The organism is Streptococcus sp. HCA-5024, from assembly GCF_037890265.1.
GTDB lineage: Bacteria > Bacillota > Bacilli > Lactobacillales > Streptococcaceae > Streptococcus > Streptococcus lingualis.
Genome location: NZ_JBBKBR010000004.1, coordinates 1 through 15727, shown reverse-complemented (window position 1 = coordinate 15727; position 15727 = coordinate 1). Strand labels below are relative to the sequence as shown.

At 36.1% G+C, this 15727-nt stretch carries 15 protein-coding genes and 1 tRNA gene; 15 read left to right on the top strand and 1 reads right to left on the bottom strand.

Features of this window, described 5'->3' with window-relative positions; genetic code table 11:
• Nucleotides 1-25 precede the first annotated feature (25 nt).
• From dnaA to WKT08_RS07090, 3 genes are all read left to right on the top strand, one after another.
• Complete coding sequence (gene dnaA, locus WKT08_RS07100) at nucleotides 26-1384, top strand: chromosomal replication initiator protein DnaA (RefSeq protein ID WP_070664927.1); 1359 nt, start codon at nucleotides 26-28, stop codon at nucleotides 1382-1384.
• A gap of 159 nt (nucleotides 1385-1543) precedes the next feature.
• Complete coding sequence (gene dnaN, locus WKT08_RS07095; RefSeq protein WP_021154169.1) at nucleotides 1544-2680, top strand: DNA polymerase III subunit beta; 1137 nt, start codon at nucleotides 1544-1546, stop codon at nucleotides 2678-2680.
• 12 nt (nucleotides 2681-2692) lie between these two features.
• The gene (locus WKT08_RS07090; RefSeq protein WP_003002008.1) at nucleotides 2693-2884 is read left to right on the top strand and encodes a DUF951 domain-containing protein; all 192 of its coding nucleotides are present in this window, start codon (nucleotides 2693-2695) and stop codon (nucleotides 2882-2884) included.
• A gap of 35 nt (nucleotides 2885-2919) precedes the next feature.
• Here the strand turns inward: WKT08_RS07090 and WKT08_RS07085 are convergent, their stop codons facing one another.
• Nucleotides 2920-3417, bottom strand: a complete 498-nt coding sequence (locus WKT08_RS07085) for a DUF1307 domain-containing protein (protein ID WP_031574824.1) — start codon at nucleotides 3415-3417, stop codon at nucleotides 2920-2922.
• 178 nt (nucleotides 3418-3595) lie between these two features.
• Here WKT08_RS07085 and ychF point away from each other — a divergent pair, with 178 nt between their 5' ends.
• The 12 genes from ychF to WKT08_RS07025 all read left to right on the top strand — a co-directional run bounded on the left by ychF (nucleotide 3596) and on the right by WKT08_RS07025 (nucleotide 15536).
• Nucleotides 3596-4711 (top strand): redox-regulated ATPase YchF, encoded by a 1116-nt coding sequence (gene ychF / locus WKT08_RS07080; protein WP_003010773.1) that lies wholly within the window; start codon nucleotides 3596-3598, stop codon nucleotides 4709-4711.
• 68 nt (nucleotides 4712-4779) lie between these two features.
• Nucleotides 4780-5349, top strand: a complete 570-nt coding sequence (gene pth / locus WKT08_RS07075; protein WP_003009246.1) for an aminoacyl-tRNA hydrolase — start codon at nucleotides 4780-4782, stop codon at nucleotides 5347-5349.
• 4 nt (nucleotides 5350-5353) lie between these two features.
• A complete protein-coding gene (gene mfd, locus WKT08_RS07070; RefSeq protein WP_340281061.1) occupies nucleotides 5354-8857 on the top strand; it encodes a transcription-repair coupling factor in 3504 nt (1167 codons plus the stop codon).
• Between the two features lie 58 nt (nucleotides 8858-8915).
• Nucleotides 8916-9182 (top strand): RNA-binding S4 domain-containing protein, encoded by a 267-nt coding sequence (locus WKT08_RS07065; RefSeq protein ID WP_003002258.1) that lies wholly within the window; start codon nucleotides 8916-8918, stop codon nucleotides 9180-9182.
• Nucleotides 9175-9543: an FtsB family cell division protein gene (locus WKT08_RS07060; protein WP_003009251.1), complete on the top strand. Its 369-nt coding sequence runs from the start codon at nucleotides 9175-9177 to the stop codon at nucleotides 9541-9543. Before WKT08_RS07065 ends, WKT08_RS07060 begins: the two co-directional genes overlap by 8 nt.
• Before the next feature lie 3 nt (nucleotides 9544-9546).
• A complete protein-coding gene (locus WKT08_RS07055) occupies nucleotides 9547-9675 on the top strand; it encodes an SP_0009 family protein (RefSeq protein ID WP_003009253.1) in 129 nt (42 codons plus the stop codon).
• Nucleotides 9668-10933, top strand: coding sequence for a serine hydrolase (locus WKT08_RS07050; RefSeq protein ID WP_445330264.1), 1266 nt, complete (start codon nucleotides 9668-9670; stop codon nucleotides 10931-10933). Before WKT08_RS07055 ends, WKT08_RS07050 begins: the two co-directional genes overlap by 8 nt.
• A complete protein-coding gene (gene tilS, locus WKT08_RS07045; RefSeq protein ID WP_049492794.1) occupies nucleotides 10933-12207 on the top strand; it encodes a tRNA lysidine(34) synthetase TilS in 1275 nt (424 codons plus the stop codon). The genes WKT08_RS07050 and tilS overlap by 1 nt, the downstream gene beginning before the upstream one ends.
• Before the next feature lie 4 nt (nucleotides 12208-12211).
• On the top strand, nucleotides 12212-12754 hold the full coding sequence (hpt, locus tag WKT08_RS07040) for a hypoxanthine phosphoribosyltransferase (RefSeq protein ID WP_340281056.1): 543 nt from the start codon (nucleotides 12212-12214) through the stop codon (nucleotides 12752-12754).
• A gap of 10 nt (nucleotides 12755-12764) precedes the next feature.
• Complete coding sequence (gene ftsH / locus WKT08_RS07035) at nucleotides 12765-14738, top strand: ATP-dependent zinc metalloprotease FtsH (protein ID WP_049473251.1); 1974 nt, start codon at nucleotides 12765-12767, stop codon at nucleotides 14736-14738.
• Nucleotides 14739-14829: 91 nt separating this feature from the next.
• Nucleotides 14830-14901 (top strand) — tRNA-Glu (locus WKT08_RS07030).
• A 155-nt stretch (nucleotides 14902-15056) separates the two neighbouring features.
• Nucleotides 15057-15536, top strand: coding sequence for a sigma-70 family RNA polymerase sigma factor (locus tag WKT08_RS07025; protein WP_003009261.1), 480 nt, complete (start codon nucleotides 15057-15059; stop codon nucleotides 15534-15536).
• Nucleotides 15537-15727 lie beyond the last annotated feature (191 nt).

Genomic DNA, 15727 nt, shown 5'->3' with positions numbered 1-15727 from the left:
TCAAGAAAAGGAGGGAAGTCTGATAGTGTCACAAGAAGAGCAATTTTGGTCTCGTTTTTTAGAATTAGCCCAATTACAACTAAAAGATAGTGCCTATGATTTTTTTGTCGCCGATTCAAAATTAGTAAAAATCGATGGAGAGACGGCTACCATTTATCTTGATGGAAATTATAAAGAATTATTTTGGGAAACAAATCTAAAAAATGCTTTGATCACAGCCAGCTTTGAAGTCTACAATACAGATTTGAAGTTCCATTTCGTTTTTGAAGATACCGAAGAAATTCCTAGTAGTCATATCAGTGAGAATAGGAGATTATCTTCAGGTAGCTTAACAACCGAACCGTTGCCTAAAATTGATACAGGTCTGAAATCAAAGTACACCTTTGATAATTTTGTGCAAGGGGATGGAAATATTTGGGCGAAAGCAGCAGCGCTTGCAGTTTCTGAAAATCTTGCAACAACATACAACCCTCTCTTTATCTATGGTGGACCAGGGCTTGGAAAGACTCACCTATTGAACGCAATTGGAAATCAAATCCTAGAAAATATTCCAAATGCACGGGTTAAGTATGTCCCAGCAGAAACCTTTATTAATGAATTTTTAGAACACCTTCGATTAGGAGAAATGAAGACGTTCAAGAATACCTATCGAAGTCTTGATCTTTTACTAATCGATGATATCCAGTCACTTGGCGGGAAAAAAGTCACGACTCAAGAGGAATTCTTTAATACCTTTAATGCCCTCCATAGCGACAACAAACAGATTGTTCTAACAAGCGATCGAAGTCCGGATCATTTAGATAGTCTTGAAGAGCGGCTGGTTACTCGTTTCAAATGGGGACTAACGCAAAATATAACACCACCTGATTTTGAAACTCGGATTGCCATCTTACGGAATAAAATTGAAGATCTAGACTATATTTTTCCTAATGACACACTGGAATATCTAGCAGGTCAGTTTGATTCAAATGTCCGAGACTTAGAAGGTGCCTTAAATGATATTTCTTTAATGGCGAAGGTGAAAAAACTAAAAGAAATTACGATCGATGTTGCTGCTGAAGCTATTCGAGCTCGTAAAAACGATAATAGCAAGACGCTTGTCATCCCCATTGAAAAAATTCAGGAAGCAGTTGGAGCCTTTTATGGAGTCAGTGTAAAAGAAATCAAAGGTTCGCGAAGGGTTCAAAATATTGTCCTAGCACGACAAGTAGCTATGTATCTTTCAAGAGAGATGACGGACAACTCACTTCCTCGAATCGGAAAAGAATTCGGTGGGAAAGACCACACGACTGTCATTCATGCCTATGAAAAAATTAAAAGTATGGTCGACACAGATGATAATCTAAGACTCGAAATTCAAAGTATCAAGAAAAAGTTAAATTAATCTGTGGATAACTTCCTCTTAACTTCTAGGGGTTATACACAATTTTTAAACAAGTAACTTTTCAAGTCATAGACAGGATTCTGAGAGTTTTCCACAACTTCCACACAACCTACTATTACTATTAACTTACTAATCATAAAATAAATAAAAGGAATGACCATGATAAATTTCTCTATTAACAAAACTTTATTTTTACAAGCACTAAATACTACCAAAAGAGCGATCAGTTCAAAAAATGCTATTCCAATCCTTTCCACGATTAAAATTGATGTCACTCCAGAAGGAGTTGCCTTATCAGGATCGAATGGCCAAATTTCAATCGAAAACTTTATTTCTATCAAAGACGAAAATGCTGGTTTACTAGTGACCTCTCCAGGTTCTATTTTATTGGAAGCAACTTTCTTTATTAATGTGGTTTCAAGTTTACCAGATGTTACTTTAGATTTTAAAGAGATTGAACAAAAACAGGTTCTTTTAACAAGTGGAAAATCAGAAATTACACTTAAAGGAAAAGATGCAGATCAATATCCACGTATTCAAGAAATTGCTGCAAGTAATCCATTAGTTTTGGAAACAAAATTATTAAAACAATTAATTAATGAAACAGCATTTGCAGCAAGTGTACAAGAAAGTCGGCCAATTTTGACAGGTGTTCACTTTGTTCTATCGGATAATAAAGAGCTAAAAACAGTAGCAACAGACTCTCACCGTATGAGTCAAAAAGTGATTACACTGGAGAAAAATGGAGACAACTTTGATGTTGTCATCCCAAGTCGCTCTCTTCGTGAATTCACCTCTGTCTTTTCTGATGATATTGAAACAGTTGAAGTTTTCTTTGCTAACAATCAAATCCTATTTAGAAGTGAACACATTAGTTTTTATACCCGTTTGCTAGAAGGAAATTATCCTGATACAGACCGTCTCATTCCAACAGAATTCAATACAGAGGCAACCTTCAATGTGGCCAACCTTCGATTTGCAATGGAGCGTGCTCGTCTTCTTTCAAATGCGACTCAAAACGGAACGGTTAAATTAGAGTTCAAAAATGGAGTGGTTTCTTCTCACGTTCATTCACCAGAAGTTGGGCGAGTAAATGAAGAGATCGATACGAGCGCCGTTTCAGGAGAGGATTTGTCTATTAGCTTTAATCCAACTTATTTGATTGAAGCGCTCAAAGCTATTGACAGTGAACAAGTTGTTATTCGTTTTATTTCTTCTGTTAGACCGTTTACATTGGTTCCAGAAGGAAATGAACAAGGGTTCATTCAATTGATTACGCCAGTTCGCACAAATTAACAAAGGTGAATCATGTATACGTTAGGTGATTTTGTAGAAATGAAAAAGCCTCACGCTTGTGTGATTAAAGAAACAGGCAAGAAGGCAAATCGTTGGGAAATTACGCGACTTGGTGCAGACATAAAAATCAAGTGTAGCAATTGTGATCATGTGGTCATGATGAGTCGCCATGATTTTGAACAGAAAATGAAGAAAGTACTATAAAAGGTTCAGTCACTTATGTGACCGAACCTTTTCGATTATTTTAATTCTTCAAATTTTCCATTTTTAACTTCTTTGAAACCACCCTGTTTCATCATATCAAAAGTTGATTTGAAGCTGATATAGTCGACTTTTTTATCTTTTTGTGTCGTTACTAATTTCTTTTCAATTAGCTGATCTAAGTCTGCCTTTTCATAATTTAGTGTTGTTTTTTCAACCATATAATCATCTTTATATTCAGCAGAATGTGTGAATCCTTTGACATCTTTGTATTCTTCATCATATTTATCGATCATTTCCTTTAATTGATCTTTCGTAACTCCCGCCTCTTTGTAATAAATAGTAGTGGTGGTTTGGTTACTGATCGCTTTATCACCTTTATGTTCTAGTGTAATACGAACATCTGTTTTCTTTTCTTGGTTGATTGCCTGAAGATAGGATTTTTGAACAGATTGTTGTCCACAAGCTCCAAGAAGAAAGAGAGTAAAGATAGCGATTAAAGAAAGAAAAATAGATTTCCATGTTTGTTTTTTCATCTGAAAAACTCCTTTGTTCATTGTTAAATATAGTATACCATTTTTATCTTTTTAGAACGTTACAGTTTGATGAAAAAATCTAGTTTCAAAGGTCATGAAATATTTTATTTTTCATTACTTGTCTTTTGAATTATGTTATAATAAAAGAGATTGAAATTTGAACGGAGAAAAAAGAAAAATGGCATTAACAGCAGGTATCGTTGGCTTACCAAACGTTGGTAAATCAACCCTATTTAACGCAATTACAAAAGCAGGAGCAGAGGCCGCAAACTATCCCTTTGCAACCATTGATCCAAACGTCGGGATGGTAGAAGTTCCAGATGAACGCCTCCAAAAATTGACGGAAATGATTACTCCTAAGAAGACAGTTCCGACTACTTTTGAATTTACAGATATTGCTGGGATTGTGAAAGGAGCTTCTAAAGGGGAAGGACTTGGTAATAAATTCTTGGCCAATATCCGTGAAGTAGATGCTATTGTCCATGTGGTGCGTGCTTTTGATGATGAAAATGTCATGCGGGAGCAAGGTCGTGAAGATGCCTTTGTTGATCCACTGGCAGATATTGATACTATCAATTTAGAATTAATTTTAGCCGACCTAGAGTCTGTCAATAAACGCTATGCGCGTGTAGAAAAAATCGCTCGTACACAAAAAGATAAGGATTCTGTTGCGGAATTTAATGTTCTACAAAAAATCAAACCAGTTCTTGAAGATGGTAAATCAGCTCGGACCATTGAATTCACTGAGGAAGAACAAAAAGTGGTGAAAGGACTTTTCCTTTTGACTACCAAACCAGTTCTTTATGTAGCCAATGTGGATGAAGATGTTGTTGCAGATCCAGATTCTATCGAGTATGTGAAACAAATTCGTGACTTTGCGGCAACAGAGAACGCGGAAGTCGTGGTGATTTCTGCGCGTGCTGAGGAAGAAATTTCTGAGCTAGATGATGCAGATAAACAAGAATTTTTAGAGGCGATTGGCCTGACAGAGTCTGGAGTTGATAAACTTACGCGTGCAGCTTATCACTTGTTGGGACTTGGCACTTATTTCACAGCTGGTGAAAAAGAAGTGCGTGCTTGGACCTTCAAACGTGGCATGAAAGCTCCTCAAGCAGCTGGAATCATCCACTCCGATTTTGAAAAAGGATTTATTCGTGCCGTGACCATGTCCTATGATGATTTGGTCAAATACGGTTCTGAAAAGGCTGTAAAAGAAGCAGGACGCTTGCGCGAAGAAGGAAAAGAATATGTTGTCCAAGATGGGGACATCATGGAATTCCGTTTTAATGTATAAGAGAGTTAAAAAGATGTAAAGGTTGGAAAAAATATTTCCAACCCTTTTAGTGTTTTGAAAGGAAAGAGATGACGAAATTAATTGTTGGATTGGGAAATCCAGGTGATAAGTATTTTGAAACCAAACACAATGTAGGCTTTATGTTAGTTGATCAAATGGCAAAGTCTTTAAATCTTACTTTCTCCCATGATAAGATTTTTCAAGCTGATATCGCCTCAACATTTTTGAATGGAGAAAAGGTCTATTTTGTAAAGCCGACCACTTTCATGAATGAGAGTGGAAAAGCAGTCCATGCCCTTCTGACTTATTATGGTCTGGATATTGAAGATCTTTTGGTTATTTACGATGATTTAGATATGGAAGTTGGTAAGATTCGTCTTCGAGCGAAAGGATCAGCTGGAGGTCATAACGGAATCAAATCGATTATCAATCATATTGGAACTCAGACTTTTTATCGAATTAAGATTGGAATTGGAAGACCTAAGCAGGGCATGTCAGTTGTTCATCATGTATTAGGAAAATTTGATAAAGACGATTACATCACTATTCTACAAACAATCGATCGAGTAGAAGAAGCGGTTAACGATTACTTGGTAGAAGAAAATTTTGAAAGAAGCATGCAGAAATACAACGGGTAAGTAGATGAATGTAATTGATTTAGTGAGTCAAAACTCCAACCTTCTATCCTGGCAACAAGGTTTGCAAAAAAATAATAGGGAATTGATCTTAGGATTATCTGCGACCACAAAGGCTATTGTAATGGCTTCAGCCTTTGATTCTATTGAAAAAGCAGTCCTCATCACTTCCAGTTATAACGAAGCAGAACGATTGGCCAGTGATTTTATTGCCTTACTTGGAGAAGAGAAAGTCCATACATTTTTGGGAGATGATAACCCTTTAGCAGAATTTGTTTTTGCTTCACAAGAAAGGCAATTTGCACGATTAGAGGCTTTGAACTTTTTATTCCAAGAAGGTCGTCAAGGCATCCTTGTGACCAATGTGAGTGGTATAAAACTACTATTACCTTCTCCTAAAGTTTTTGCATCTAGCATTTTTCAATTGAAGGTTGGTCAAGAAATAGACTTAACTACTCTGAGTGAAACATTACAGAAGATTGGCTACCAAAAGGTGAGCCAAGTTTTGCAACAGGGAGAGTTTAGTCTACGAGGAGATATTTTAGATATCTTTGAGATCGACCAACTCCAACCCTATCGGATTGAATTTTTCGGAGATGAGATTGATGGAATCCGAATCTTTGACCCAGAAAGTCAGCGTTCTGTTGAAAATGTTGAAGAAGTTCAACTGAAGGCAGTGAGTGATCTATTGTTGCAAGAGGAAGATTTTATACGTGGTCAGCAGCAAATAGAACAATTGCAAGAACAGAGTGCAAATGAAGAATTTAAATCTTATCTAGCAGAAATTCTGGGAGATATTTCTCAAAGGAAACTCCATCCGGATCTTAGAAAATTTATTAGTTTCTTTTACGAGAAGCAATATACCCTATTCGATTATCTCCCTAAACACACTCCAGTCTTTCTGGATGATTATCAAAAAATAGCCGATCAAATAGCGAGATTTGAACTAGATACAGCTAATCTCTTGACGGAAGATTTACATAAAAATAGAGCTTCTTCTCGCCAAGTGTATTTTGCAGACACCAGTACAACATTACGAAAATATACGCCTGCAACTTATTTTTCAAACTTTCAAAAAGGATTGGGAAATCTGAAGTTTGATCATTTGTATCAATTCAATCAATATCCCATGCAGGAGTTTTTTGGACAATTTGATTTACTAAAAGAGGAAATTGAACGGTATCGAAAATCAAACTATACTGTTATTGTCCAAGCAACTTCTCATCACAATCTTCAACAGCTCCATAAAAATTTAGAAGAGTATGGGATTCGATTAGATTATATTGATGGGGATACGATCATTCCTCAAGCTAGTCAATTAGTCGTTGGAGGATTAGCTCACGGTTTTCAATTTGTTGATGAAAAAATTGTCTATATTACAGAATCAGAGATTTATCAGAAAAAGATCAAACGAAAGATTCGCAGGCAAAATATTTCCAATGCAGAACGCCTAAAAAATTATAATGAACTGGAAAAAGGGGACTATGTTGTTCACCAAGTTCATGGTATTGGTCAATATTTGGGAATTGAAACGATTGAAATTTCGGGTGTCCATCGTGATTATGTTTCAATTCAATATCAAAATGGAGATCGCATCTCGATTCCTGTCGATCAGATTCAGATGTTGTCCAAATACGTTGCAAGTGATGGAAAAACGCCAAAAATTAATAAGTTAAATGATGGGCGTTTCCAAAAAACGAAGCAAAAGGTTCAGACCCAGGTGGAGGACATTGCGGATGATTTGATAAAACTTTATGCGGAGCGTAGTCAATTAGAAGGCTTTGCCTATTCCAAAGATGATGAAAACCAAGAGGCTTTTGAACAAGATTTTCCATATATTGAAACAGATGACCAATTACGTTCCATTGAAGAAATCAAAAAAGATATGGAATCGAATCGTCCGATGGACCGATTGCTGGTTGGAGACGTCGGTTTTGGGAAAACAGAGGTCGCTATGCGAGCAGCCTTTAAGGCAGTAAATGATCATAAACAAGTAGCAGTGTTGGTTCCTACCACTGTTCTTGCCCAACAACATTATGCCAATTTTAAGGAGCGTTTTGAATCTTTTGCAGTAGAGGTTGCTGTTTTAAGTCGTTTCCAGAGTAAGGCAGAGCAGAAAGAAACGCTTGAAAAGTTGAAAAAAGGACGAGTGGATATTATTATTGGAACTCACCGGCTCTTGTCCAAAGATGTTGTTTTTTCAGACTTAGGCTTAATCGTGATCGATGAAGAACAACGTTTTGGAGTGAAGCACAAAGAAACCTTGAAAGAATTGAAAAAAAAGGTGGATGTGCTTACCTTGACAGCTACCCCTATACCTCGAACTCTTCATATGTCTATGCTAGGAATTCGAGATTTGTCTGTCATCGAAACACCTCCGACCAATCGGTATCCTGTGCAAACTTTTGTACTAGAGACCAATCCAACCATTATTCGAGATGCTGTGTTGCGGGAGATGGATCGTGGAGGACAGGTCTATTATCTTTACAATAAGGTAGATACAATTGAACAAAAAGTGTCTGAATTAAAAGAGTTGATTCCAGAGGCTTCGATTGGCTTTGTTCATGGCCAGATGAGTGAAGTTCGCCTGGAAAATACCCTGTTGGATTTCATTAATGGCGAATACGATGTCTTAGTGACGACAACCATTATTGAGACAGGTGTGGATATTCCAAATGCCAATACACTCTTTATTGAAAATGCGGATCATATGGGGCTTTCAACGCTTTATCAACTAAGAGGTCGTGTGGGACGAAGCAATCGAATTGCTTATGCTTATTTGATGTATCGTCCAGACAAATCTCTTACAGAAGTGTCTGAAAAACGTTTAGAAGCTATTAAAGGTTTTACTGAGTTGGGTTCTGGATTTAAAATTGCTATGCGAGATTTATCGATCCGTGGAGCAGGGAATATCCTTGGAGCTTCTCAATCTGGTTTCATCGATTCAGTTGGTTTTGAAATGTATTCTCAATTGTTAGAAGAAGCTATTGCTAAGAAACAAGGCCAAGAGCATCGCAGGCAAAAGAGTAATGCAGAGTTGAACCTTCAAATAGATGCGTATTTACCTAATGAATATATTTCAGATCAACGTCAAAAAATTGAAATTTACAAACAAATTCGTGAAATGAATTCTGCGACGGACTATGAATATTTGCAAGATGAATTGATCGATCGTTTTGGAGAATACCCAGATGTTGTGGCCTACCTACTAGAAATTGGTTTAGTGAAAGCTTACTTGGATCAAGTATTTGTCCGTCTTGTTGAGAGAAAACAACAAAAAGTGACAGTGAAATTTGAACCTATTGCCAAACAACTGTTTTTAACACAGGATTATTTCAAAGCTCTGTCAATGACACAGTTAAAGGCACAGATTGCAGAAGAAAAGGGATTGATTGAAGTGATCTTCGATATTCGAAATAAGAAAGATTTTGAAATTTTAGAAGCTCTGAAGCAATTTGGTCAAACCTTATTGGACATTAAACAGGAAAAAGAAGAGGACTACAGTTCTTAGCTCATTTTTCGCATTTTATGTATAAAAAATGATACAATACTATGTTAGAGGTGACAGTATGAGATTAGATAAATATTTAAAAGTTTCTCGCATTATTAAGCGTCGTCCTGTTGCAAAGGAAGTTGCAGATAAAGGGCGAATCAAAGTCAATGGAGTATTAGCCAAAAGTTCAACGGATTTGAAAGTGAATGATCAAATTGAAGTTCGTTTTGGAAATAAAGTATTGACGGTTAAAGTCTTGGAAATGTTGGATAGTACAAAAAAAGAAGATGCATCCAAAATGTACGAAATAATTAGTGAAACAAGGATAGAAGAAGATGCCTAAAAATATCGTTCAAATGAACAATAAATATATCAAAGACGAAAGTCAGCGAAAACGTTTTTTAGAAGAAGAAAGAAAAAAACGCAATCGTTTTCTGGGGCTCGTTTTGATATTAGTCATGTTACTGTTTATTCTTCCAACTTATAATTTAGCCCAGAGCTATCAATCGCTACAAGATAAAAAAGAACAATACAAACAGTTGGAAAAAGAGTATAAAGAAACAAGTGAACAAAAAGAATACCAACAAGACATCGCTAAAAAATTAAAAGACGATGATTATGCAACAAAATATGCACGCGCTAAGTATTCTTTTTCAAAAGATGGTGAATATGTTTATACCATCCCAGATTTACTCCCCCAATAACCGATGGAAAATATCTTACAAACAGTTAAACAATTTCTTGAATTTTCGGATGAAAAATTAGAGGAATTAAAAAAGAAAAACCAAATGATCAAACTTCAAAAGGATGAAAAGGAAAGGAATACAGGTGTCTAAACGATTTCTGCTCCTATTGTTAGTTCCAATTTTATTTATTGGGTCTCAAGCAGCGAGTATCGAGCAGTCTGAGTCTTCTCAGACAATGGCTCATCCATCAGAACTTTATTTTTCTTCAATTCCAGCGAACCCTAATGTCTATCGCAAAATTTCTGTTTTTTCTGATCCTCAGTTGAAAAAAGCAAAAGGAGAAATTCTTCCCAACACACCGTTTACAATCGAACAACTCTTTGTAAATGATGAAGGGAAAGCTGTATTTAAAATAGCAGATAAAGGATATGTATTAGCAGATTCTTCTGTCATTTTTTCTGATGTTGTACAAGAAACACAAGAAAAAAAACAAGACATGTGGCTAAAACCTGGTTTTAAAGTGTATGACCGACCCTTAATAAATGGTGCAAAAGAAAAAAATACACCTCTTTCTCCTTATACAAAAGTGACAGTCTTACGTACAGCTAAGACTTTACGAGATGAATTTGTGGAGATTGAAGGTCAGGGCTGGGTGAACAAAGCATTCGTTACTGAAAAAGATAATCGAATGGAAAAAGTCCAGGACTTGTTAAATAGTAAATACAATTCTCCTTCGTATGGAATCTATGTAAAACAATTAGAGACTGGAAATACTGCTGGAATCAATCCGCAAAAAGAAATGTATTCTGCCAGTGTAACGAAATTACCATACTTGTACTACGTCCAAGAACAGCTCAATAAAAAAGCCATTTCTCCAACTACAACCTACAAATATATTCCAGAAGTCAATGATTTCAAAGGTGGCTATGAACCAGAAGGAAGTGGTAGCCTTTCAAAAACACCAGATGGAAAAGAATATAGTGTTCAAGAGTTGGTAGATAAAATTGCAAAAGAATCAGATAATGTTGGACATAATATCTTGAATTATTATGTCACTCATCAATCAGATCAAGACTTCCAAAAAACTTTGGATAGGATTGCAAAGAAACATTGGGATGTTGAAAAAAGAGAAGCATCCGCTGAAATGGCTGGCAATGTCATGGAGGCTGTCTATCAACAAAATGGCCCTATTATTGATGCACTCTCCTCTACAAAATATGATGATCAACGGATTGCGCGTGACCTTCCAGTAAAAGTTGCTCATAAAATCGGAGATGCCTATGATTTTAGACATGATGTTGCAATTGTATATACAAATTCACCCTATGTAATAGCCATTTTTACAGATCATTCGAATTATGATACGATTTCCAACATTTCAAAAGATATCTATGAGGTATTGAAATAATGGAAAAGCGATTTTTAGAGTTTTGTGAAAAACAAGATCTATTTACTCCCCATCGCCGTGTTTTAGTTGCCTTATCTGGTGGATTGGATTCAATGAATCTGTATGAACTTTTATATAAGAATAAAGAACGATTGAAAATCCATCTGGTACTCGCTCATGTCAATCATGGACAAAGACCAGAATCGGATTTAGAAGAAAGTGAACTTCGAACGCTAGCTGATAGGCGAGAGACACGTATCCATGTGGCTCACTATTCGGGTGATTTTACAGAAGCAAAAGCTCGTACCTTTCGTTATGATTTTTTTAAACAGATTATGGAGAAAGAGGATTGCACCGCTTTAGTAACAGGTCATCATGCAAACGATCAAGCCGAAACAACTTTCATGCGCTTAATACGAGGAACAAAATTACGCCATTTAAGTGGTATTCCTGTACGCCAACCATTTGGTAAGGGTGAGTTAATCCGTCCTTTGTTAACTTTTACCAAAGATGAGTTGATGAAAATCCCTCACTTTGAAGACAGTAGCAATGACTCACAGGACTATTTTCGAAATCGTGTACGCCATCAATACCTTCCAGAATTTGAAAAAGAAAATCCCCAAATGCAAGCAAGTCTTCGCTATTTAGCAGAGGAAGTGAATCGTTGGCACCAAGCACTAAAAGAATTGACTAGCAAGTTAAGCATTCAAGATTTAGCTTCTTTTAGAAAGTATTCTCATTCTGTACAATCATTCTTATTAGAAGAGTATTTGGCACAATTTCCAGATTTGCAACTTGGTAGGGCCCAGTTTCAAGAATTATTAGATTTACTGCGAAAAAAAAGAAATTGCATTCATTATTTAAAGTCGAATTATGAACTACATCAAGAATATGATTTCTTTGAAATACGAAAAATCAGTCAAAAGTCGGATGACCAACCCCTTCCTTTTTTGTTAGAATTTGGGAATATCTTTGATATTGCAAATTATAAACTATCTTTTGGACAACCATTAGTAGGGGAAAATGTAGAAATTCTTTCTGTTTCACGCGAAACTCCCATCTTAATTAGAGGGAGAAAGGAAGGAGATCACCTGCTTGTTAATGGCCACCATCAAAAATTAAGACGGTGGTTTATCAACCATAAAATTCCAATTTCGCTTCGGCAAAAAGCTCTCATTATAGAACAGAATCATAATATTCTTTCTGTAGTGGGATTGGTAACGAGTGATTTGAGTAAGCCCTCAAAAAGTGGTATAATGAAAGATAGTCTTTATATTCAAAAAATAGATAGGTAAAAACATGTTAGAAAAAGATATAAAAAAAGTATTGGTTTCACATGATGAAATTGTAGAAGCAGCAAAGAAATTGGGTGAAACCCTAACAAAAGAGTACCAAGGGAAAAATCCAATTTTTGTTGGAATTTTGAAAGGCTCTGTTCCATTTATGGCAGAGTTGATCAACCACGTGGATACACATATTGAATTGGATTTTATGCTGGTTTCAAGTTATCATGGTGGTACGGCAAGCTCAGGTATTATTAATATTATCAAGAATATCGACCAAGATATTACTGGTAGAGATATTTTATTTGTAGAAGATATTATCGATACAGGTAAAACCCTCAAGAGTCTAAAAGAACTCTTTGAAGAACGAAATGCAGCATCTGTGAAGATTGCTACCTTACTGGATAAACCTGAAGGACGTTTGGTTGAGATTGAAGCAGATTACACCTGCTTTACGATTCCAAATGAGTTTGTTGTAGGATATGGTTTAGACTATGATGAAAATTATCGTAACCTACCCTATGTTGGTGTATTAAAAGAGGAAGTGTACTCAAAATAGAGGAGACTAGATGAATAACAGAAAAAATAACGGTTTTGTCCGAAATCCATTTCTGTATTTGTTGATTATTGTAGCGGCTGTGACAGGATTCCAGTACTTTTTTGCGGGTAATGGGGTTGGTCAAAGTCAGCAAATCAACTACACAGAATTGGTCAAAGAAATTAAAAATGATAATGTAAAAACGATCAGTTACCAACCAAATGGTAGTGTGATTGAAATTGCAGGTACCTATAATAAAGCAAAAGAATCAAAAGAAGATACAGGAATTCAATTTTTTACCCCAAGTGTTCAAAAAGTATCTCGCTTTACTAGTGTCATCCTTCCATCTGATATCACTGTCAATGAATTACAAAAATTAGCAGCTGACCACAAAGCAGAAATCACCATTAAGCGTGAGAGCTCAAGTGGCATGTGGATAACAATTCTCACTTCAATTGTTCCATTTGTTATTGTCATGTTCTTCTTCTTCTCAATGATGAACCAAGGCGGTGGCGGAGGTGCCAGAGGTGCCATGAACTTTGGTCGTAATAAAGCCCGCGCTGCTAATAAAGAAGATATTAAAGTTCGTTTTTCAGATGTAGCAGGAGCTGAAGAAGAAAAACAAGAACTTGTTGAAGTTGTTGAATTTTTAAAAGATCCAAAACGCTTTACTAAATTGGGTGCAAGAATCCCAGCAGGTGTGCTTCTTGAAGGCCCTCCCGGAACTGGTAAAACCCTTTTAGCAAAAGCAGTAGCTGGTGAAGCTGGAGTGCCATTCTTCAGTATCTCTGGTTCTGACTTCGTTGAAATGTTTGTCGGAGTCGGTGCTAGCCGGGTTCGTTCACTTTTTGAAGATGCTAAAAAAGCAGCACCAGCCATTATCTTTATCGATGAAATTGATGCTGTTGGGCGCCAGCGTGGTGTAGGTCTTGGTGGTGGAAATGATGAACGTGAACAAACCCTTAACCAGCTCTTGATTGAGATGGATGGTTTTGAAGGCAACGAAGGAATCATTGTTATCGCAGCAACTAACCGTTCTGATGTCCTTGACCCTGCCCTTCTTCGTCCTGGCCGTTTTGACCGTAAAGTATTGGTTGGACGTCCAGATGTGAAAGGTCGTGAGGCAATTCTTCGTGTTCATGCTAAGAATAAGCCACTTGCTCAAGATGTGGACTTGAAATTAGTTGCTCAACAAACACCAGGATTTGTCGGTGCTGATCTCGAAAATGTTTTGAACGAAGCAGCCTTGGTTGCAGCTCGTCGAAATAAAAAAGTAATTGATGCTGCTGATATCGATGAAGCAGAAGATCGTGTTATTGCAGGTCCATCTAAGAAAGATCGGACGATTTCACAAAAAGAACGTGAAATGGTTGCTTATCACGAAGCTGGTCATACAATCGTTGGTTTGGTCTTATCAAATGCTCGTGTAGTTCATAAAGTTACGATTGTTCCACGTGGTCGTGCAGGCGGTTACATGATTGCCCTTCCTAAAGAAGATCAAATGTTACTTTCTAAAGAAGATATGAAAGAACAATTAGCTGGGCTCATGGGAGGACGTGTTGCCGAAGAAATTATTTTCAATTCGCAAACAACGGGTGCTTCAAATGACTTTGAACAAGCTACCCAAATGGCGCGTGCAATGGTGACAGAATATGGTATGAGTGAAAAACTTGGACCGGTCCAATATGAAGGAAATCATGCAATGTTTGGTGCTCAAAGCCCACAAAAAATGATTTCAGAACGAACAGCTTACGAAATTGATGAAGAAGTTCGTAGTCTGTTGAATGAAGCCCGTAATAAAGCGGCAGAAATTATTCAAGGAAATAGAGAAACGCATAAACTAATTGCGGAAGCTCTATTAAAATATGAAACCTTGGATAGTGTTCAAATTAAATCATTATATGAAACAGGAAAAATGCCTGAAAATTCAGAGCATGAATTAGAAGAAGAAGCAAAACCTCTATCATATGATGAGATTAAGTCAAAATTAGAAGAAAATAACTAATTCAAAAGAAGGAAAATATTTCCTTCTTTTTTTATTAAAAAAGTGTTGACAGAGTAAAAATATTCTGTATAATAGAATATGTTGTAAAAATGGTCCGTTGGTCAAGGGGTTAAGACACCGCCTTTTCACGGCGGTAACACGGGTTCGAATCCCGTACGGACTATCGATGAACTGTCACCAAGTGGCAGTTTTTTTTGTGTATTTGGAAAAAATAGTTAAAAATAATAACCAAATAGTTAAAAAAACGAGCAGAATAGAAAAAAAGTCCAATGGGCTTCTTTATTTTTATAAAATACAGATAAAAGTAAAGGAGAGCTTATGGAATTTAATAAAATGTATCAAAAAGTAAAATATATCGTAAGAAAATGTGAAAAAGAGTATTATATTCAATTATGGGAAAAGGATGATTGGGAACAAGAAGGTCAGCTAACTCTGTTTGAACTTTATCAAAAAAATCCTGAAATTGAAACAAATGAAGAATTACTTTATACATATTTCAAAACAAAATTTAGAAATCATATTAAAGATAAAATAAGACAACAGGAAAGTGATAAGAGAAAAATTAATAGACTTCCATATATTGAAATTGGAGAAATTAGTCACAGAATTTCATCAAGAAAAATATATTTAGATGAGCTGGTTGTTCTGAGAGATGCATTAAAACGTTTTAAAGAAAAATTAACAGTAAAAGAAAAAGAACAATATGAAGCATTACTAGCAAACAGAAGATGTCTAGGAAAAACAAAAATGAAAAAGAAATTAGAGAACTATCTAAAGGATTTTAAAAATTCAATTTAAGAACTGAAAGTTGACAGTGTATAAATGAACTTTCAAAAAAATAAAATTTTTTGGAAAAAAGTGTTGACAGTAAGGTAAGGTCGTGATATACTAATATAGTTGTCGCGCGAGAGCGACAAAGACCTTTGAAAACTGAACAAGACGAACCAATGTGCAGGGCGCTATAACTAAGGTTATAGTACTGAACAATG

What these genes read in the sequence shown, in the direction of transcription:
- dnaN (WP_021154169.1), top strand. Translation starts at nt 1,544, where the DNA reads ATGATAAATTTCTCTATTAACAAAACTTTATTTTTACAAGCACTAAAT.
- WKT08_RS07090 (WP_003002008.1), top strand. Translation starts at nt 2,693, where the DNA reads ATGTATACGTTAGGTGATTTTGTAGAAATGAAAAAGCCTCACGCTTGT.
- WKT08_RS07085 (WP_031574824.1), bottom strand. Translation starts at nt 3,417, where the DNA reads ATGAAAAAACAAACATGGAAATCTATTTTTCTTTCTTTAATCGCTATC.
- ychF (WP_003010773.1), top strand. Translation starts at nt 3,596, where the DNA reads ATGGCATTAACAGCAGGTATCGTTGGCTTACCAAACGTTGGTAAATCA.
- pth (WP_003009246.1), top strand. Translation starts at nt 4,780, where the DNA reads ATGACGAAATTAATTGTTGGATTGGGAAATCCAGGTGATAAGTATTTT.
- mfd (WP_340281061.1), top strand. Translation starts at nt 5,354, where the DNA reads ATGAATGTAATTGATTTAGTGAGTCAAAACTCCAACCTTCTATCCTGG.
- WKT08_RS07065 (WP_003002258.1), top strand. Translation starts at nt 8,916, where the DNA reads ATGAGATTAGATAAATATTTAAAAGTTTCTCGCATTATTAAGCGTCGT.
- WKT08_RS07060 (WP_003009251.1), top strand. Translation starts at nt 9,175, where the DNA reads ATGCCTAAAAATATCGTTCAAATGAACAATAAATATATCAAAGACGAA.
- WKT08_RS07055 (WP_003009253.1), top strand. Translation starts at nt 9,547, where the DNA reads ATGGAAAATATCTTACAAACAGTTAAACAATTTCTTGAATTTTCGGAT.
- tilS (WP_049492794.1), top strand. Translation starts at nt 10,933, where the DNA reads ATGGAAAAGCGATTTTTAGAGTTTTGTGAAAAACAAGATCTATTTACT.
- hpt (WP_340281056.1), top strand. Translation starts at nt 12,212, where the DNA reads ATGTTAGAAAAAGATATAAAAAAAGTATTGGTTTCACATGATGAAATT.
- ftsH (WP_049473251.1), top strand. Translation starts at nt 12,765, where the DNA reads ATGAATAACAGAAAAAATAACGGTTTTGTCCGAAATCCATTTCTGTAT.
- WKT08_RS07025 (WP_003009261.1), top strand. Translation starts at nt 15,057, where the DNA reads ATGGAATTTAATAAAATGTATCAAAAAGTAAAATATATCGTAAGAAAA.